The following is a 16,889-nucleotide window of genomic DNA, read 5'->3' on the forward strand; positions in this document are numbered from 1 at the left end:
TTAACCCCCTACAACTTCTTCTGCCACTTATACAAGGTGTTCATGACATCCATTGGCGTCATGCTCATTAAGTTTAACTCTTTCAACTCATCTAAGACTTTTAATTCAGCCTTAGAAATATTACTTTCTTGATAATCAAATAATGCTAATTGCTCATCACTTTCGTCAGCAACTGGTACCGGTGGTGTCGCCTCAATTGCTGACGCTTCGGCCACTTGGCTCACTGGCGCTGCCACACTAGTTGGTGAATCAACAGTTGCTGCCTTACTTTGCGTTTCCAAGTCGGCCAAGATCGTCGTTGCCCGGGCCAATAAGCTGTCTGGTAACCCAGCTAGTTTAGCAACATGAATCCCATAAGACTTATCGGCGGCGCCGGCCATCATTTTATGCAAGAAGACTAATGTGCCATTTTCTTCCACTGCCCCGACATGGACATTGCGTAAATGCGGTAAGTCAGTATCTAGAGCAGTTAATTCATGATAATGCGTTGAAAATAGTGTTTTAGCGTGGACGTGATCATGTAAATGCTCAATAATAGCTTGCGCCAAAGCCATCCCGTCGTAAGTTGCGGTGCCCCGGCCAATCTCATCAAATAAAATCAAACTATTCTCAGTGGCGTGGGCTAAGGCCGCATTAGACTCCATCATTTCCACCATAAACGTACTCTGGCCAGAAATTAAATCATCAGCGGCCCCAATTCGAGTAAAAATTTGATCAAAAATCGGTAAAGTCGCTTTTGTCGCTGGGATAAAACAGCCAATTTGCGCCATGATCACAGTTAGCGCCAACTGCCGCATATAAGTGCTTTTCCCCGACATATTCGGTCCAGTGATCAACAGAATTGTGTTATCAGCATCCATTGTCACATCATTAGGAATGTATTTCTGTTCGCCAAGTACTTTTTCAACTACCGGATGACGCCCAGCAACGATTTTTAGATCATGTGCTTTAGTCAAAGTTGGCCGCACATAATGATAAGTCTCACTGACCACAGCAAAGCTTTGCAACACATCTAACGCCGCCACACCTTTAGCCAAGCTTTGTAAACGATGAATTTGCTGCTTGACCTGTTCACGAACCGCAGTAAATAAATCATATTCCAACGCCGTCGATTTTTCTTGTGCTTCCAGAATTAAAGTTTCTTTTTCCTTCAATTCTGGCGTACTGAAGCGTTCAGCGTTGGTTAGCGTTTGTTTGCGCTCATAACGGTCCTCTGGTAGCGCCGCTAAGTTAGCCTTAGTCACTTCAATGTAATAGCCAAAAACGCGGTTAAAGCCAATTTTAAGCGTATGGATACCAGTAGCCGCGCGCTCCTTGGCCTGCAATTCAGCGATCCATTGTTTGCCGTTTTTCATGGCATCCCGGTAATCGTCTAATTGTTGATTGTAATGCGCTTTGATCACATTACCATCCTTGATCGATAAAGGAGGTTCATCGTTGATTGCACGGTCGATCAGATCCGCCACATCACTAACTGGGTCTAAATGATCAATAACATCGTCAAAAGTTCCATCATTAATATCAGTCAAAATTGCTTTTAACTTAGGAATCTGCAATAAGGATGTTTTCAACTGGATCAGATCACGACCATTAACATTGCCAAACGCCACTCGCCCAGCAAGCCGTTCCAAATCATAAACCTTAGTCAACTCATCTTGTAAGCTAGAGCGTTCGAAAAAGTGATCCATTAAACTAGCAACTTTGTCCTGGCGTTGCTTGATCGCCGTCCCATTGATCAACGGCCGATCTAACCATTGCTTCAATAAGCGGCCACCCATGGCTGTTTTAGTAGCATCCAATAGCCATAACAAGGTCCCACTGCGCTGCCCAGTACGAATCGAAGTGGTCAACTCCAAATTATTTTTGGCGTAATGATCCATCTTTAAAAATTGGGATGGTTCGTACTCTTCCGCTACTTGTAAATGCGCTAAACTACGCTTCTGCGTCACCGTCAAATACATTAATAGCTGTTCAACTACCTTGACCTCAGTTAAATCAGTTAGCCCTTGCGTCACAAAAGATAATTCTGCCCGCGGATCAACTTGATCCTGATACGAAATCAAAACACCTAATTTAGTTAAGTTTGTTAAAATTTGTGGTGTCACATCATGATTAGCGACTAGCTCCTTGGTGCGCAAGCTCATGACTTCATTGATCACCGCATCAGCACCAGCTAAACGACTGACTTTCAATTCACCGGTTGATAAATCGGTGTAGGCAAAGCCATATTCGTCTTTTTTAACTTCGATCAAAGCAGTCAGATAGTTATTACTTTTAGCAGTGGCCGCTTTTTGCTCCATGATCGTCCCTGGCGTAACCAGCTGGATCACTTCACGCTTAACCATCCCCACCGCGGTCCGTGGATCTTCAACCTGCTCACAAATGGCAACTTTATAACCTTTATCGACTAAAATATCAATGTAGTTTTGCGCCGCATGATGGGGCACGCCACACATGGGAATCGGTTCCGTGGCACTTTTATTGCGTGCAGTTAAGGTTAGCTCAAGAATCTGTGCCCCCTTGATTGCATCGTCATAAAATAACTCGTAAAAATCACCGATCCGGTAAAATAAAAACGCATCAGGATAGTCTTTCTTGATTGCGTTATATTGAGCCATCATCGGTGTTTCTTTAGTTTTCTGTGGCACGATTCACTTCTTCCTTTCTACTTCCAATGCATAATTAAGTTTGTTTTATTGAGTATTATTACGACTGTTTTTGCTCAATTAATTGGTCCACTTGGCGTTGTAATTCGTCAGTAACCATCTCTAACGTGGCGTTAGCATCAAATAAAGCACTCCGGTACGCTACGGTTAATGGATTTTGTTCCAAGGCCGCCTTTAATTGATCAGCCTGCTTAGCTGCTTGAATTGCTGCTTTAGGCTTTTCATAATGATCATCATTGACAATTGCCTTTTGCGCAGTTTCCAAGTCCTGTTGTAGCTGATTCAGTGCTGTATTATGCTTCACTTGGTGCTCAATTGTTTGATAACGGTGCACAGTTTCATCATTTTTTAGCAACTGGCACAATTGCGTCAATGCCGCCTGCGTTTGTTCATCTAAGTGTGACTTACTTGCCATTTTCTCACCTCAAGCATCAAATGGATGATCAGCATTGATCAGAATCGGTTCAATTTTTTTGGCTTGGCCAGTGGTTTCATCAATATCAATACAGCAACCACCAAGTACACCGCGGCCATCTTCCTTAACTTCATAACGGGTTGGTAATTGCGTTAAAAAGCGCTCGATACTTTTCGCTGGTTTAACGCCTAAAATTGCATCGTATGCGCCGGTCATCCCAGCATCAGTTAAATAAGCTGTCCCTTGTGGCAAGATCCGCGCATCGCTAGTTTGTACATGCGTGTGCGTGCCGACAACTGCCGACACTTGACCATCTAAATACCAAGCAATAGCTTCCTTTTCCGCCGTTGTTTCAGCATGAAAATCCATGAAAATAAGATCCGTTTGTTGATGAATTTCGGCCAATAGTTCATCGGCCTTATAAAATGGATTATCCAACGATTGCGTCATTAACGCATTACCTTGCATATTGATCACCGCTAATTTTAACTGGTTAACTTGCACATAAACATAACCCAGTCCTGGCGTTGTTGCCTCCGGAAAATTCGCTGGTCGAACTAATTTTTTCGCTGAATCAACAAAATCAAAAATATCCCGATTATCCCAAACATGGTTGCCCATCGTGATGACGTCGGCCCCTGCCTGTAAAAATTCCTTGTAGATTTTACCGGTGATGCCGCGACCACCAGCAGCATTTTCACCATTAACGATCGTAACTTGTGGCCGATAGTGACCCTTCAATTGTGGTAAATAAGTGGCGATCATATCACGCCCACGTGAACCCATAACGTCCCCAACAAATAAAATCCGCATGTGACTCCTCTTTTCCAAAAAGTTAGCTATATTGTACCATTTTTCAGTGTTTGAACCCAAAAAGGTTGTTGTGACATTCGGCCACACCAACCCTTACTTTACTTCTTTAGGTGATAACTATATGTTGCTAAGATAATATTCTCACGTGTTGCTAAAGCTGCCCGCAAGCGGAAGCTAGTTTGGTTATGCAAAATATTTTGCCACGGTTTCTTCGGTACAAATTGTGGCACCAAAATTGTCGTTGTGTAATTACGTTCCTTAGCGTTTTTGGCAATAATATCCGCAAACCGCAAAACTGGTCGCGCAATTGAACGATAGGAAGAATGAATATCAACAAAGCGAATATCCGGAAAATCAGCTTTGAACTCTGATTCCGTTTCATGTTCCTTATTAGGATTTTCATCCATGGATACGTGCATCGCGATGACATAGTCACCAATTGAACGAGCATAATTCAAGGCGCCAGCGGTCACTTGGGTGACATTACTAACCAAGACAATCACTGTACTACCATCGTAATCATGAAAATTAACCTGCTCAATTAAGCGTAATTGCGCCGCCACTTTCTTGTAATGATCGTGAATTTTGTAAAAAACAAAGACCATGATTGGCATAATAATAAAGTAAGGCCAAACACCATTTAAATGATACATCAACAAGAAAATGAAAATTGCAAACGAAATCAAGGCGCCGGTAAAGTTAGCAATACTGCGGCCAATCCAGCCTTTTGAACGCTCATGCCACCATTTAAGAATCATCCCACTTTGTGACAAGGTAAACGGTACGAACACCCCAGTAGCGTATAACGGAATTAAACGCTCGGTACTACCATTGAAGATGAAAATCAAAACAATCGATCCTAGGGCCAAAGTAAGAATCCCATTGGAATAACCTAAACGATCGCCCCGATCCATGTACATGTGGGGCATAAATTTATCTTTCGCCAAATTATAGGCTAAGATTGGAAACGCCGAGAAACCAGTATTCGCAGCTAAAGCTAAAATCAAAGCCGTGGAGAATTGTAGAATATAGTAAACAGTCCCCTTACCAAAGATATGCTGGCTAAGTTGTGCTAAGATCGTTATTTTCGCCTGTGGTAACACGCCAAAATACCAACTTAAAAAAGTAATCCCAGCAAAGAAGAAACCTAAGAGTAAGCCGACAATTGCCAATGTTTCAGCAGCATTTTTAGCTTTAGGCTTTTTGAAAAATGGCACGGCATTACTGATTGCTTCAACCCCCGTTAATGAAGAAGATCCGGAAGAAAATGCCCGTAAAATCAAGCCAACCGTAACACCAGGTACTGCTGCGCCAGCTAGTGAAGTCGCATGAAATCCGCGGGCACCAGTGGCGATTTCTACAAAACCTGTAATGATCATAATTGAAAGCATAATTACAAAGAGATAAACTGGTACCATCAAAAATGAAGCAGAATCACGTAAACCACGTAAATTCATGGCGGTGATCAAAACAACAATCAAGATCGCAATACCCACCTGATGACCATATAACGCGGGAATCGCTGAAGTTATGGCTGCTGTACCTGATGATACGGAAACCGCAACAGTCAGCATATAATCGACCAGTAAGGAGCCCCCTGCGATTAGACCAGGATACATGCCTAGATTTTCACTGGAAACAATGTAGGCGCCACCCCCGTGTGGATAAGCATGAATAATTTGCCGATAAGATAGAATCAATGATAACAACAAGATTAAAACAAAAGCAGCAATCGGCAATGAAAACCACATTGCCGCAGCTGATAATGCGACTAACGCTGTTATAATTTGTTCTGGTCCGTAAGCAACTGATGACAAAGCATCTGATGATAATAATGCCAACGCCTTTAATTTACCGAGCTGCTGGCCGCCTTCATCAGAAGATTTCAATGGTTTTCCAATGAAGAAACGCTTTAAATGCTGCATGATCAATACTCCTTCTTGTGAGCAAGTGCCTAGGTTACTGTACCCAAAATATGAGCATCTACCTAACAACACTTTTACTAGTTCAGCGGCAAAAGATCAACCAGATCAACCTGCCCCGCACGCTAGTATATCCTCACAACTCCAAATCATTTTATTCTTAATTTTATTACGACAGAAGTCATTCTACGCCATTTATGCAGATGATTCTACCCAAATCTAAAATATGTTAAAAAAATCAGCTTAATTTTTGCAGCAATAAAAATATGTACAAAAAAACGTCCAATTTAATGAACGTTTTTTTGCGAATTTAGTTAGCTTACATCATACCGCCCATACCAGGAGCCATGCCACCAGCACCAGCAGCGCCGGCACCAGCATCACTACCTTGTGGTTCTGGCTTGTCAGCAACAACTGCTTCAGTTGTTAATAACAAGGAAGAAACAGATGCAGCATTTTGTAATGCAGAACGAGTCACTTTAGTTGGGTCGATGATCCCAGCATCAATCATGTTTTCCCACTTACCATTTGCCGCATTGTATCCAATTTCTGGGTCCAATGACTTTAAGTGTTCAACAATAACTGAGCCTTCAACACCAGCATTTTCAGCGATTTGACGAACAGGTTCTTCCAAAGCACGTAAGACGATGTTAACCCCTGTTTGTGCGTCGCCTTCAGCTTTAACTTGCGCAACAGCTTTGATCACGTTAACTAAGGCAGTACCACCACCAGCAACGTAACCTTCTTCAACGGCTGCACGAGTTGCGTTCAACGCATCTTCAATCCGATATTTTTGTTCTTTTAATTCAGTTTCAGTCGCAGCACCAACACGAACAACTGCAACCCCGCCAGCCAATTTAGCTAAACGTTCTTGTAATTTTTCACGATCAAAATCAGAAGTTGTGTCAGCGATTTGTGCTTTGATTTCAGCAACACGTTGTGCGATGGTATCTTTGTTACCAGCACCTTCAACTAATGTTGTGTTGTCCTTAGTGATCGTAACTTTACCAGCTTGGCCTAATTGTGCAATATCAGTATCTTTTAATTCTAGACCTAGGTCAGAAGTAATGACAGTTGCACCAGTCAAAGTAGCAATATCTTCTAATTGTGCCTTACGACGATCACCAAAGCCAGGTGCCTTAACAGCAACGACATTGAAGGTACCACGAATCTTGTTCAAAACAAGTGTTGGTAATGCTTCACCATCAACATCGTCAGCAATGATCAACAAAGCCTTACCTTGTTCAACGATTTTTTGTAGTAATGGTAAGATTTCTTGAATATTTGAAATCTTCTTGTCCGTTACTAAAATATAAGGGTTGTCAAGATCTGCTTCCATCTTATCGTTGTCAGTAACCATATATTGTGATAAGTAGCCACGATCAAATTGCATCCCTTCAACAACGTCTAAGGAAGTATCGATCCCTTTTGATTCTTCAATTGTGATAACGCCGTCGTTACCGACTTTTTCCATAGCGTCAGCAATCAAATTACCAACTTCGCGATTAGATGAAGAAACAGCTGCGATCTGCGCAATATCATTTTTGCCGTCAACTTTATGAGAAATCTTGTGTAATTCGTCAACAGCAGCTTTAGTCGCTTTTTCGATCCCGTCACGGATACCAACTGGGTTAGCACCGGCAGTGACGTTCTTCATACCTTCACGTACGATAGCTTGGGTCAAAACAGTGGCAGTAGTTGTACCATCACCAGCGTTATCGTTAGTCTTTGAAGCAACTTCAGAAACTAATTTAGCACCCATGTTTTCGAAATGATCTTCTAATTCGATGTCTTTAGCAATCGTAACACCATCGTTAGTGATTGTAGGTGAACCGTAAGATTTTTCCAAAACAACGTTCCGGCCTTTAGGGCCTAAAGTTGTTTTAACTGTATTTGCCAATTTATCAACACCACGTAACATAGCGGAACGAGCGTCTTCAGAGAATTTTAATTCTTTAGCCATTTTATTATTTCACCTCATAATTGATTTTTAGAGAGAGTGTTAAAAAAGATGTTCAAATCACAGCACATACCTTAGCCGAACAACAACCGACTTCTAGAAGTCTATTTGCCAAACGTCGTTATGTGAAATAATCTATCTTTTTTAACATATTTACGCTAATCTAGTTTAGAAGCCTAAATTAGTCGACGATAGCAATTAGATCCTTTTCATGCAAAACTAGATAATCACTGCCGTCATAGCTAACGTTCGTACCAGCATATTTATCAAACATCACTGTATCATCAACTTTAACAGTTAATGGTTGAACGTCACCATGCTGATTTGCGGCACCTGGGCCAGCGGCAACAACTTTACCAGTTGTTGGCTTCTCTTTGGCGTTTGACGCTAAGACAATACCGCCAACAGTCTTTTCTTCTTCATCTGCAACTGCAACAATGACACGATCGCCTAATGGTTTTAACACGTGTAATCCCTCCGTTTTACCTTTAATCAATTTTTAGCACTCTTAGCATCTAAGTGCTAATTACATTATTCATAATACCATGTTCGTGTTGTAATGCAAGTTTTATGTCTAAAAAATACCTGTTGCTTTTCTTTTAACGCAAAAAACGTTAACCTTAATACCAAGATACTTCCATAAAGGAGCACGCTATGTCACTCAGAAAAAATGTTGTTGCTACACTAATAACGTACTTAATTGTTTATTTACTGCCAACCGTGATCAATCTAGTATTACACCTCGGCAGTCATATTTATTGGGTGCAAACCATCGATTATATTATTGGTGCGCTGATCCTAACCTATTTTTATTGGCGAACCAAAGACCGGCCAACATTAGAACAAAAATCAGTTAAGGGTAGCCGAGTTATTTTATGGGGCTTGTTGGGCGTTATTGCTGCTTTAGCGGCGCAATACTTAGCGAACATGATCGACCTCGCTTTATTCCATTCAATTCCTAATTCAACTAACACTGCAACGATTCTAACCGTGATCAAAAGCTATCCAGTTTATATTTTGGCTACGATTATTGCTGCACCGATTATGGAAGAATTAGTTTTTCGCCGGACTATCTTTGGTTCATTGGCACCATTTACCGGTAACGTGGGGGCTGCTCTGATTGCCAGCGTCATGTTTGCCATGGCCCACAACGACGGCCACCTATTGGTTTACACTGCTATTGGATTAGTTTTCTGCTATTTGTATCAAAAAACTGGCCGGATCCAAACTTCAATCATCAGCCATATGTTGATGAATGCGTTGGTGATTGGCATTAGTTTATGGCACTAAGCTTAAAATGGACTTAATTGAAATAACCCTGTGACTGACAAATTTTGTCGTTCACAGGGTTATTTTGTTGCACTGAATAATTAGAAGCGGAAATGATTAGTACTATCCGAGCACAAATAGTAAAACTAAAAAAACTGCCGCAATCGCAGATTCAAGCTTGTCTAGGTTCACAAGCAATTTACGATTACAGCAGCTTTTTATCGATTATACAAACCCCATATTACAAGCGTTCGTTTAATTCTTTACCAAGTTCTTCAAAGCCAGGTTTGCCTAACAGCGCAAACATGTTCTTCTTGTACGCTTCAACACCTGGTTGATTGAATGGATTGATACCATTCATGTAACCAGATACAGCAACGGCACGTTCGAAGAAGTAGATCAAATAACCTAAAGTGAAGGCATTTTGTTCAGGAATATGGACACTCATTACAGGAACGCCACCATCGTTATGGGCTAAAACAACCCCTTGGTAAGCTTTAGTATTAACGAAGTCGATGGATTTGCCTTGTAGATAAGCTAAGCCATCTAAGTCACCGTCTTCAACAGGAACAGTCAAGTCATGAGTTGGTTTGTCAACCTTGACAACTGTTTCCATTAAGTTACGCCGACCTTCTTGAATATATTGGCCCAATGAATGTAAGTCAGTGGTGAAGTTAGCTGAAGATGGGTAGATACCCTTTTGATCCTTACCTTCAGATTCACCCATCAATTGCTTCCACCATTCAGAGAAGTATTGCAAGGTTGGTTCGTAGTTTTCTAATAATTCAGTTGTGTAGCCTTTGCGATACAAAATGTTACGCAAAGCAGCATATTTGTAGGCGTCATTTTTAGTGACATCAGGATCAGAATATTGATCTTCAGCAGCAGCAGCACCTTGCATTAATTGATCAACATCACCGCCAGCAACAGCGATTGGCAATAAACCAACAGCAGTTAAGACTGTGAAACGACCACCAGTACCGTCAGGAATAACAAAGCTTTCGTAGCCTTCAGCGTCAGCTTCTTGCTTCAAAGCACCGTTTGCTTTATCAGTCGTAGCGTAAATGCGTTCTTTAGCGCCATCAGCACCGTATTTAGCAATTAATTTTTCTTTGAAAACCCGGAAAGCAATGGAAGGTTCTGTTGTTGTACCAGATTTAGAAATAACGTTGATTGAAAAATCGCGGTCGCCGATCAATTCTAATAAGTCATGCAAGTAAGTTGAGCTGATTGAGTTACCAGCGAAAAATACTTGTGGGGCTTTGCGGCCTGGGGCCATGTTGTAAAATGTGCCGCTTAAAAAATCAATGGCAGCGCGAGCACCTAAATATGAACCACCGATACCGATTGCAACGAAAACTTCTGAATCGTTTTGGATTTTCTTTGCTGCGGCCTTGATCCGAGCAAATTCTTCCTTATCGTAATCATGTGGTAAGTGTAACCAGTCGCGCATTTGTGATTCAACACCAGTACCATCAACTAATTGGTTATGTGCTGCAGTAACCATTGGTTGAATCTCATTGAGTTCGTTATCATGAACAAATTGACTAACGGCGGAATCATCGAATGTAATATGTGCCATTAAAAATAGCCTCCCTTAATATAGTAACTACCAGAAATAACTTTAGCCGCTTTGTGGCAAAATTGCAAGCAGGTTTACGCTATGAAAAGGCTTTTAAATTCAGAGCCCGTTTGAAAAATATTCAGTTGTCATTGGCATAAGATAGAAAAAACTGTTGATGCTATTGCATCAACAGTTTAATTAACTCAAATTAGGCTTTCATATAGCCTAGTAAAATTCCGCCGCCGATGACAAACAAACAGCCAACGACCACATAGACCATTTCTCGCTTGGTTTTCTTTTCACCTAACAAGAAAATACTGCCTAATGTGGAAATAATGATCCCTGTTTGTGACAAGGAGTATGAAACCGCCAAGCCGACCTTAGGAATGGAGAGGAACATGAAAATATTCCCAGCGCCCCATAATAGACCAGTAAAAATATTTTTTACGGTTGCGATGTTACGAACATCCTTACCAATTGCCAAAATCAACGCGCCGATCAACATACCAATTGCTTGCGGTAAAATAACCGCAATCGCATTAACTTGACCCCAATCGACAACGATCGTATAACCCATATAACCGATTGTTGAAATTAATAGAATCCGCATACCACGGCTTAACTCCGTGTTTTCTTTTTTAGCGATGTTGCTGGCTGGATCGTTACGTGAAGTTAGGGTCGCACCAACGATCAAAATAATCAATGCCAAAACACCAAGGCTAATTTCACGACCATTTTGCCATTCGTGGAACAACAGTGCACCAGCTAAGGTATTACCAACTAACTGCATCCCTGTTGACATTGGTACTGTTCGCGAAACACCCATCACTTGCATTGATTGGAATTGTTGTCCTTGACCAACACTCCATAACAAACCAGAAGCGATGCCGACAACGAATACCTTTACATTTATTACAGGATGATAAGCTACATAAGCGCCTATTGAAAATACCAATGCGCCAATTGTCATGCCGAGAGTTTGCTGATGCGCAGTGCCACCGAGCTTACCACTTACTAAACCGATACTGCCCCAACACAGCGCTGGGATCAGTGCAATTAAAATACTCACGAAGCATTCCTCAATTCTGTCTTGATTTACGAAATTTCATTTTACCGGTTGCAAACCAATGATGCAACCCTTTTTTACTTTTAAAAAGTAACTAATTTACTGGTATAGGATACTGACTTACCTTTTTAACAATTCAATGAAAGCTATGACTGTTCTTTCATTTGTGGGTATTGCAGGTTTTACAAAAGCCTTATAGTAAGCGATTTTAGATGAAAACAATCTATGAAAACATTTTTAAAGCATTGTTTCATTCAATCCTATGACTTAATAAATGTTGTTTCAGGCGTTCAGCTCAAATGAGAGCGCTAACTCATTAACAGGTCCAACCAGAAAAAATATTGGTCTGTCGTAGAAAAAAAGTCTCAGCAATCAATGCCAAGACTTACTTAACTTGTATTTTAAATTTTCGCCATAACCATTGCACGCCACACCAACCTAAATAAACCGTAAAACCAACCAAACATCCTAGAGCGTTAAATGTGACGTCATCGATATCAGCAATACCCGTCGATAAAAGAAATTGTAACGTTTCAATGATCAGCGAAACCCCGACACCTAATAAGTAGACTTGCAAAAATTGTACCGGCAACCAGCGTTGGTTATCCTGCAACCGTACCCCGTAGCTAAAGCCTAACGGTACAAACCATAAAATGTTACCAAATAAGTTATACATGAAATCAAACTTTGACGTCCCCTGCGCTAATTTTAACGTCTCAACAAATGGCGTCGTATTGATAGCTTCATGGGTCAATTGTAAGTGCGCCCAAAACTGGCTTGGCCAATAGATCCGCCGTAAAGCAGTCAATGAAAATAACAACAATAAGTAAATGACCAACACCCACAAATACAGTTCACGCCGCCAAAAAGCAGGCTGCCGGGTTAATCGGTGCCGCCGCCATAAATAAAACAACCGTAGCGCTAGAAAAATCAAAAAGTACAACAATGTCTTATCTAGACTATAAAAAATCAAACGAATCAACGGAAAATGGTTGATGTGGGCGGCATAATGCGCGGCCACTAGCCGATAAAGTGGCCCCAAAAAGATCATAAATACGCCCCTTCCCTCTTTACATCACTGCTTTATAGTTTAGCAAAATATAACGCATAAAACGATTCAAAACACTGTATTTGTAAAAACTTAAATTATCGTTGTACCCGCACCAAACATACCAGCTTTCACTGACCTTTTTCTTCTACCTGTGACCCTAGTTTGACAAGTGATTTCGTTTACGCGTACAATATCTGAGAACTGATTTAACGGTAACATAACGCAAAATGATGCGGTTAATATGACACAGAAAAATTTTAAATTATTTTTTAAGTGATCAGCAAATGACATAATTAAAGGAGTTTAATTCCTCGTGAAGCACTTATTTAAACGACTACACACTTTCGTTGATCAACGCAATGGTTTCTTCATCTTATTAGTTGTCCTTTTTTGGCTAAAGACGATGTTCGCCTACTACGTTGATTTTTCATTAGGAGTCAGTGGTATTTTTCAACACTTCATTTTATGGTTGAACCCATTGGCAACTACCTTATTGGTTTTAGGGTTAGCCTTATATATTCAACAACCAAAGTTGCGCTATTTTGGCATGATGATCTTGTCCGCAGCCAATACGGCACTGCTGTACTTCAACGTTATCTATTATCGCCAATTTACTGACTTCATGACCATCAATACGATTCTAGGTTACTCCAAAGTGTCCGAAGGGCTTAGCGGCAGTTCATTGGCCCTAGCACGACCTTATGACGTACTTTATTGGCTGGATTTGATTATCTTAGTGATTTTGTTATTAGCTCACTTGATCAAAATTGATCAACGCCCGATTCAGCGGCACCTGCCCTTTGCCATCACCTCAGTGGCCGTGTTACTGTTTTCCGTAAACCTAACCTTAGGTGAATCAAATCGGCCGCAATTATTGACGCGGACCTTTGATCGTAATTACATTGTGAAGTATTTAGGCTTGGACGCCTATACTGTGTACGATGCAGTAAAAACCGCCCAAAATAACCAAACACGCGCGTCAGCCAATGGCTCTGATTTAACGAATGTACTCGCCTTTATCAATCAGCATTACGCTGCACCTGATTCTAAAATGTATGGTATTGCTAAGGGCCGCAACGTGATCATCATTCATTTGGAAAGTTTCCAACAATTTTTGATCGACTATAAAGTTGATGGTCGCGAAGTCACGCCATTTTTAAACAGCTTGTATCATAGTGATCAAACTTATGCCTTTAGCAACTTTTTCCATCAAGTTGGTCAAGGTAAAACTAGCGATGCCGAAAACATGTTAGAAACCAGCGTTTACGGTTTGCCCCAAGGCTCCGTGTTCACGGCATTAGGTTCAGACAATACTTTCCAAGCCGCACCGGCAATTTTAGCGCAAAAAGCTGGCTATAGTTCGGCAGTATTTCACGGTAATGTGGGCTCTTTCTGGAATCGCGATAACGTCTATAAGAATATGGGTTATCAAAACTTCTTTGATGCCTCCTACTTTGATACAACCGGTGACCGTTCTGAACAATATGGGTTAAAGGATAAACTACTATTCCACGATTCTGTTAAATATTTGGAACAATTGCAGCAACCATTTTACGCTAAGTTTATTACCGTCACGAATCATTTTCCATTCCCGTTGGATAGTGAAGATACCGACTTCCCATTACCGACAACGGATGATAAGGCAGTGAACAATTACTTCGCCACCGCACATTATCTGGATCAAGCGCTGCAGGAATTTTTCACTTATTTAAAGAGTAGCGGCTTGTATGATAATTCGATGATCGTACTGTATGGTGACCATTATGGCTTATCTAATAGCGATAATTTAAGCCTTGCTGAGTTGTTAGGCAAATCATCAGATACCTGGAATGACTACGACAACGCACAACTACAGCGTGTTCCATTAATGATCCATATTCCCGGACAACACAGTGGCGGTATTCAAAAACAATATGGTGGTGAAATTGACGTGCTACCAACTATTGAGCATTTGTTAGGTATCGATAATAAAGGCTACGTGCAATTTGGCACTGATCTTTTTTCACCTGATCACGATCAAGTTGTCGCATTTCGTAATACTAATTTCGTGACCCCCACCCATACCGTGCTTGATGGCACGATCTACAATAAGAATGGCGAAGAAATAACCCACCCTAGCACTGCGTTACAAGCCACCGTCAAGCGCCAACAAGCTAAGGTACAAAATGAATTACAGCTATCCGATACGGTAAATAATAAAAACTTACTACGCTTCTATACACCAGCTGGCTTTACACCAGTTGACCCAGAAAACTATGACTATAAAAATGACTTTGCTAAATTGAAGTTAGCCCGCGAAAAACTAGGCAATTTATCCACTAGTCTGTATTCAAAAAATGATGATCAGACAACTAGTACTCACTATAAAACTGATGCCCCTGAGCTATCTGACAGTGACAGCAGCGATAATAGTAGTGATAATAGCAACGATAGTGAAGCAAATAGTAGCCAGGCCAGTAGTCAGTCAAATCAAGTCAGCACCGATAGCACCAGTAAATAAATTCACCAGTCATTAAGGTTAATTGATAAGTACATCAATGCTGCTAAAACAACATTGATGTACTTATTTTTATTTACAGCACTAGATTAGCCTAGGTCAGTCAGCTACGAACTGTTATTCGTGATTTTAGTCAAGTAACTTCACACTTTTTTCAAAATATTTTTCTATAATAGGGTTTGTAATGAGGTGAGTTTATGCGGGTGATTCAGCGGGTATTTGCGAGTTTGCGCTATCATTGGCGTTATGCTCTTTTATTTGGTACGCTGGCCGTTTTATTTTTAGTCAGTGGCCTATCCACTCTAATCGTTCAGGACATTCAAAGCCATGCGCTGAGCTTATTTGAACAACGCATGGATATCATTGATCGCACCACCAAAACTCTGACGCGCTGGCCAATTTTACGCAAGTTACTTCATGTTCGTCAGGGCATCGTGAGTGACACGCAATTGCTTTATAATTGCCTTTTTGGTGGCTTTATCGTGCTAGTGTTAGTACTGATTATTCTCACTTTAATTCAGCGTAAACATGAATTTTCAATATATCAACTCGCTGGCAAAGGAACGGCAGATATTAGTTTGCAGTTTGCCTTGGAAAATCTGATTTTATTCATGATTGCCTTTTTTGGTATCACCATTTTGTTACTAGCTATCCAAGGTTGGTACTTAAATGGCTTGGTGGAGATCAACCAAACTTGGTTTACTGAAAAGTTACCAGCTGATCTCAAAAAACTGGCCACCACCGGTACCAGTCAACCGTGGCAGAACTTCAATCAATTATTCCAGCATCAATTTACAACGTTTAATGGTCATTTATTACTATTCGATCAAGGTAGCCGTAATCCCAACGGTTTAGCCGATTACGATCGCAACTTATGGACTATTTTTTGGCAAGGTGGCGGGATGATCTTTTTAACCAGTTATTTGAGTGCCTCATTTTATAATTGGCATATCAGCCGTCAAGCACGCGCAACTATAAAATGATAGTCCTACTCAAGCGATGTTAGCGTGGTTGCAAACCACTCGTTAGTAAAGGAGCAAATCATGTTCTCTTTCTATTCAATTAAAAATCAAACTAATTTTTTAGATAAATGGCAGACCGTGTTTACGCCGGCGCAGCTCTATTTTCTTAGCGTGCCAGAAGCAGACCAACGGCAAAAAATTATTCAACAGTATCTAAAATTATTCACGCAGCACCATTTGAATAAGCGTTTGGGCATCATCACTGCGCAAGAAGATATTTTGTTACCCTACCTAAGCGTACGCGAAAATATTTTGCTAAATTTAAATGGCAGCACCAAAAAGAAGCACCAATGGCAAACAACCCATAGCCATGACTTTTTTGAAAAAGAAGGCAGCGAGTTGACCACCACCGAGCGCTTCTACGTTCAGCTGTACCGTAATCTATTTGCTGGTAAAGACATTATTTTAATTGATGCAAGTTTAGATGATTATCCGCCAGCAGAGATGCGCGCAGTCCTACAAAAACTAAACCAACTATTAGTTAGTGCCCCTTTGACCATCATCTTTCTTACTGCCAATCAGGAATTACTGAACAGTGAACACGAACAAAGCATCCGTACGATTCCATTTTTAAACGATATCAAAAAAGTTTGGCTCTTTGTCAAATCCTGTTGATAGCTAATTTTAGGCAGAATTGGAAATTA

General features: G+C 40.8%; 13 protein-coding genes. 4 read left to right on the forward strand and 9 right to left on the reverse strand.

What is annotated here, in order from left to right; translation table 11 throughout:
- Positions 1–8: 8 nt before the first annotated feature.
- From mutS to groES, 6 genes are all read right to left on the reverse strand, one after another.
- A complete protein-coding gene (gene mutS / locus EKM80_RS06850; protein WP_125552371.1) occupies positions 9–2,648 on the reverse strand; it encodes a DNA mismatch repair protein MutS in 2,640 nt (879 codons plus the stop codon).
- 58 nt (positions 2,649–2,706) lie between these two features.
- Positions 2,707–3,081 carry a YlbF family regulator gene (locus EKM80_RS06855; protein WP_125552372.1) on the reverse strand — a complete coding sequence of 125 codons (375 nt, stop codon included), beginning with the start codon at positions 3,079–3,081 and terminating at the stop codon, positions 2,707–2,709.
- Positions 3,082–3,090: 9 nt separating this feature from the next.
- A complete protein-coding gene (locus EKM80_RS06860) occupies positions 3,091–3,894 on the reverse strand; it encodes a TIGR00282 family metallophosphoesterase (protein ID WP_125552373.1) in 804 nt (267 codons plus the stop codon).
- Between the two features lie 98 nt (positions 3,895–3,992).
- Entirely contained in the window at positions 3,993–5,819 is a 1,827-nt protein-coding gene (locus tag EKM80_RS06865; protein WP_125552374.1) for an APC family permease, read from the reverse strand.
- Positions 5,820–6,135: 316 nt separating this feature from the next.
- Entirely contained in the window at positions 6,136–7,779 is a 1,644-nt protein-coding gene (gene groL / locus EKM80_RS06870) for a chaperonin GroEL (RefSeq protein ID WP_125552375.1), read from the reverse strand.
- Between the two features lie 178 nt (positions 7,780–7,957).
- Positions 7,958–8,242 (reverse strand): co-chaperone GroES, encoded by a 285-nt coding sequence (gene groES / locus EKM80_RS06875; protein ID WP_125552376.1) that lies wholly within the window; start codon positions 8,240–8,242, stop codon positions 7,958–7,960.
- Between the two features lie 188 nt (positions 8,243–8,430).
- Between groES and EKM80_RS06880 the strand changes: the two genes are divergently transcribed.
- Positions 8,431–9,066 (forward strand): CPBP family intramembrane glutamic endopeptidase, encoded by a 636-nt coding sequence (locus EKM80_RS06880; protein ID WP_125552377.1) that lies wholly within the window; start codon positions 8,431–8,433, stop codon positions 9,064–9,066.
- Between the two features lie 220 nt (positions 9,067–9,286).
- Here EKM80_RS06880 and EKM80_RS06885 read toward each other — a convergent pair whose 3' ends face one another.
- The 3 genes from EKM80_RS06885 to EKM80_RS06895 all read right to left on the reverse strand — a co-directional run bounded on the left by EKM80_RS06885 (position 9,287) and on the right by EKM80_RS06895 (position 12,726).
- Entirely contained in the window at positions 9,287–10,627 is a 1,341-nt protein-coding gene (locus tag EKM80_RS06885) for a glucose-6-phosphate isomerase (RefSeq protein ID WP_125552378.1), read from the reverse strand.
- Positions 10,628–10,817: 190 nt separating this feature from the next.
- Entirely contained in the window at positions 10,818–11,678 is an 861-nt protein-coding gene (locus EKM80_RS06890) for a GRP family sugar transporter (RefSeq protein ID WP_125552379.1), read from the reverse strand.
- 382 nt (positions 11,679–12,060) lie between these two features.
- Positions 12,061–12,726, reverse strand: coding sequence for a VanZ family protein (locus EKM80_RS06895; RefSeq protein ID WP_125552380.1), 666 nt, complete (start codon positions 12,724–12,726; stop codon positions 12,061–12,063).
- A gap of 313 nt (positions 12,727–13,039) precedes the next feature.
- Between EKM80_RS06895 and EKM80_RS06900 the strand changes: the two genes are divergently transcribed.
- The 3 genes from EKM80_RS06900 (at position 13,040) to EKM80_RS06910 (ending at position 16,860) form a co-directional block, all read left to right on the forward strand.
- Positions 13,040–15,226: an LTA synthase family protein gene (locus EKM80_RS06900; RefSeq protein ID WP_125552381.1), complete on the forward strand. Its 2,187-nt coding sequence runs from the start codon at positions 13,040–13,042 to the stop codon at positions 15,224–15,226.
- 194 nt (positions 15,227–15,420) lie between these two features.
- Entirely contained in the window at positions 15,421–16,206 is a 786-nt protein-coding gene (locus tag EKM80_RS06905; protein WP_125552382.1) for an FtsX-like permease family protein, read from the forward strand.
- Positions 16,207–16,266: 60 nt separating this feature from the next.
- Complete coding sequence (locus EKM80_RS06910) at positions 16,267–16,860, forward strand: P-loop NTPase family protein (protein ID WP_125552383.1); 594 nt, start codon at positions 16,267–16,269, stop codon at positions 16,858–16,860.
- The last annotated feature ends 29 nt before the right edge of the window (positions 16,861–16,889 follow it).

Origin of the sequence: Loigolactobacillus jiayinensis, from assembly GCF_003946445.1 — a bacterium.
Classification (GTDB): Bacteria; Bacillota; Bacilli; order Lactobacillales; family Lactobacillaceae; genus Loigolactobacillus; species Loigolactobacillus jiayinensis.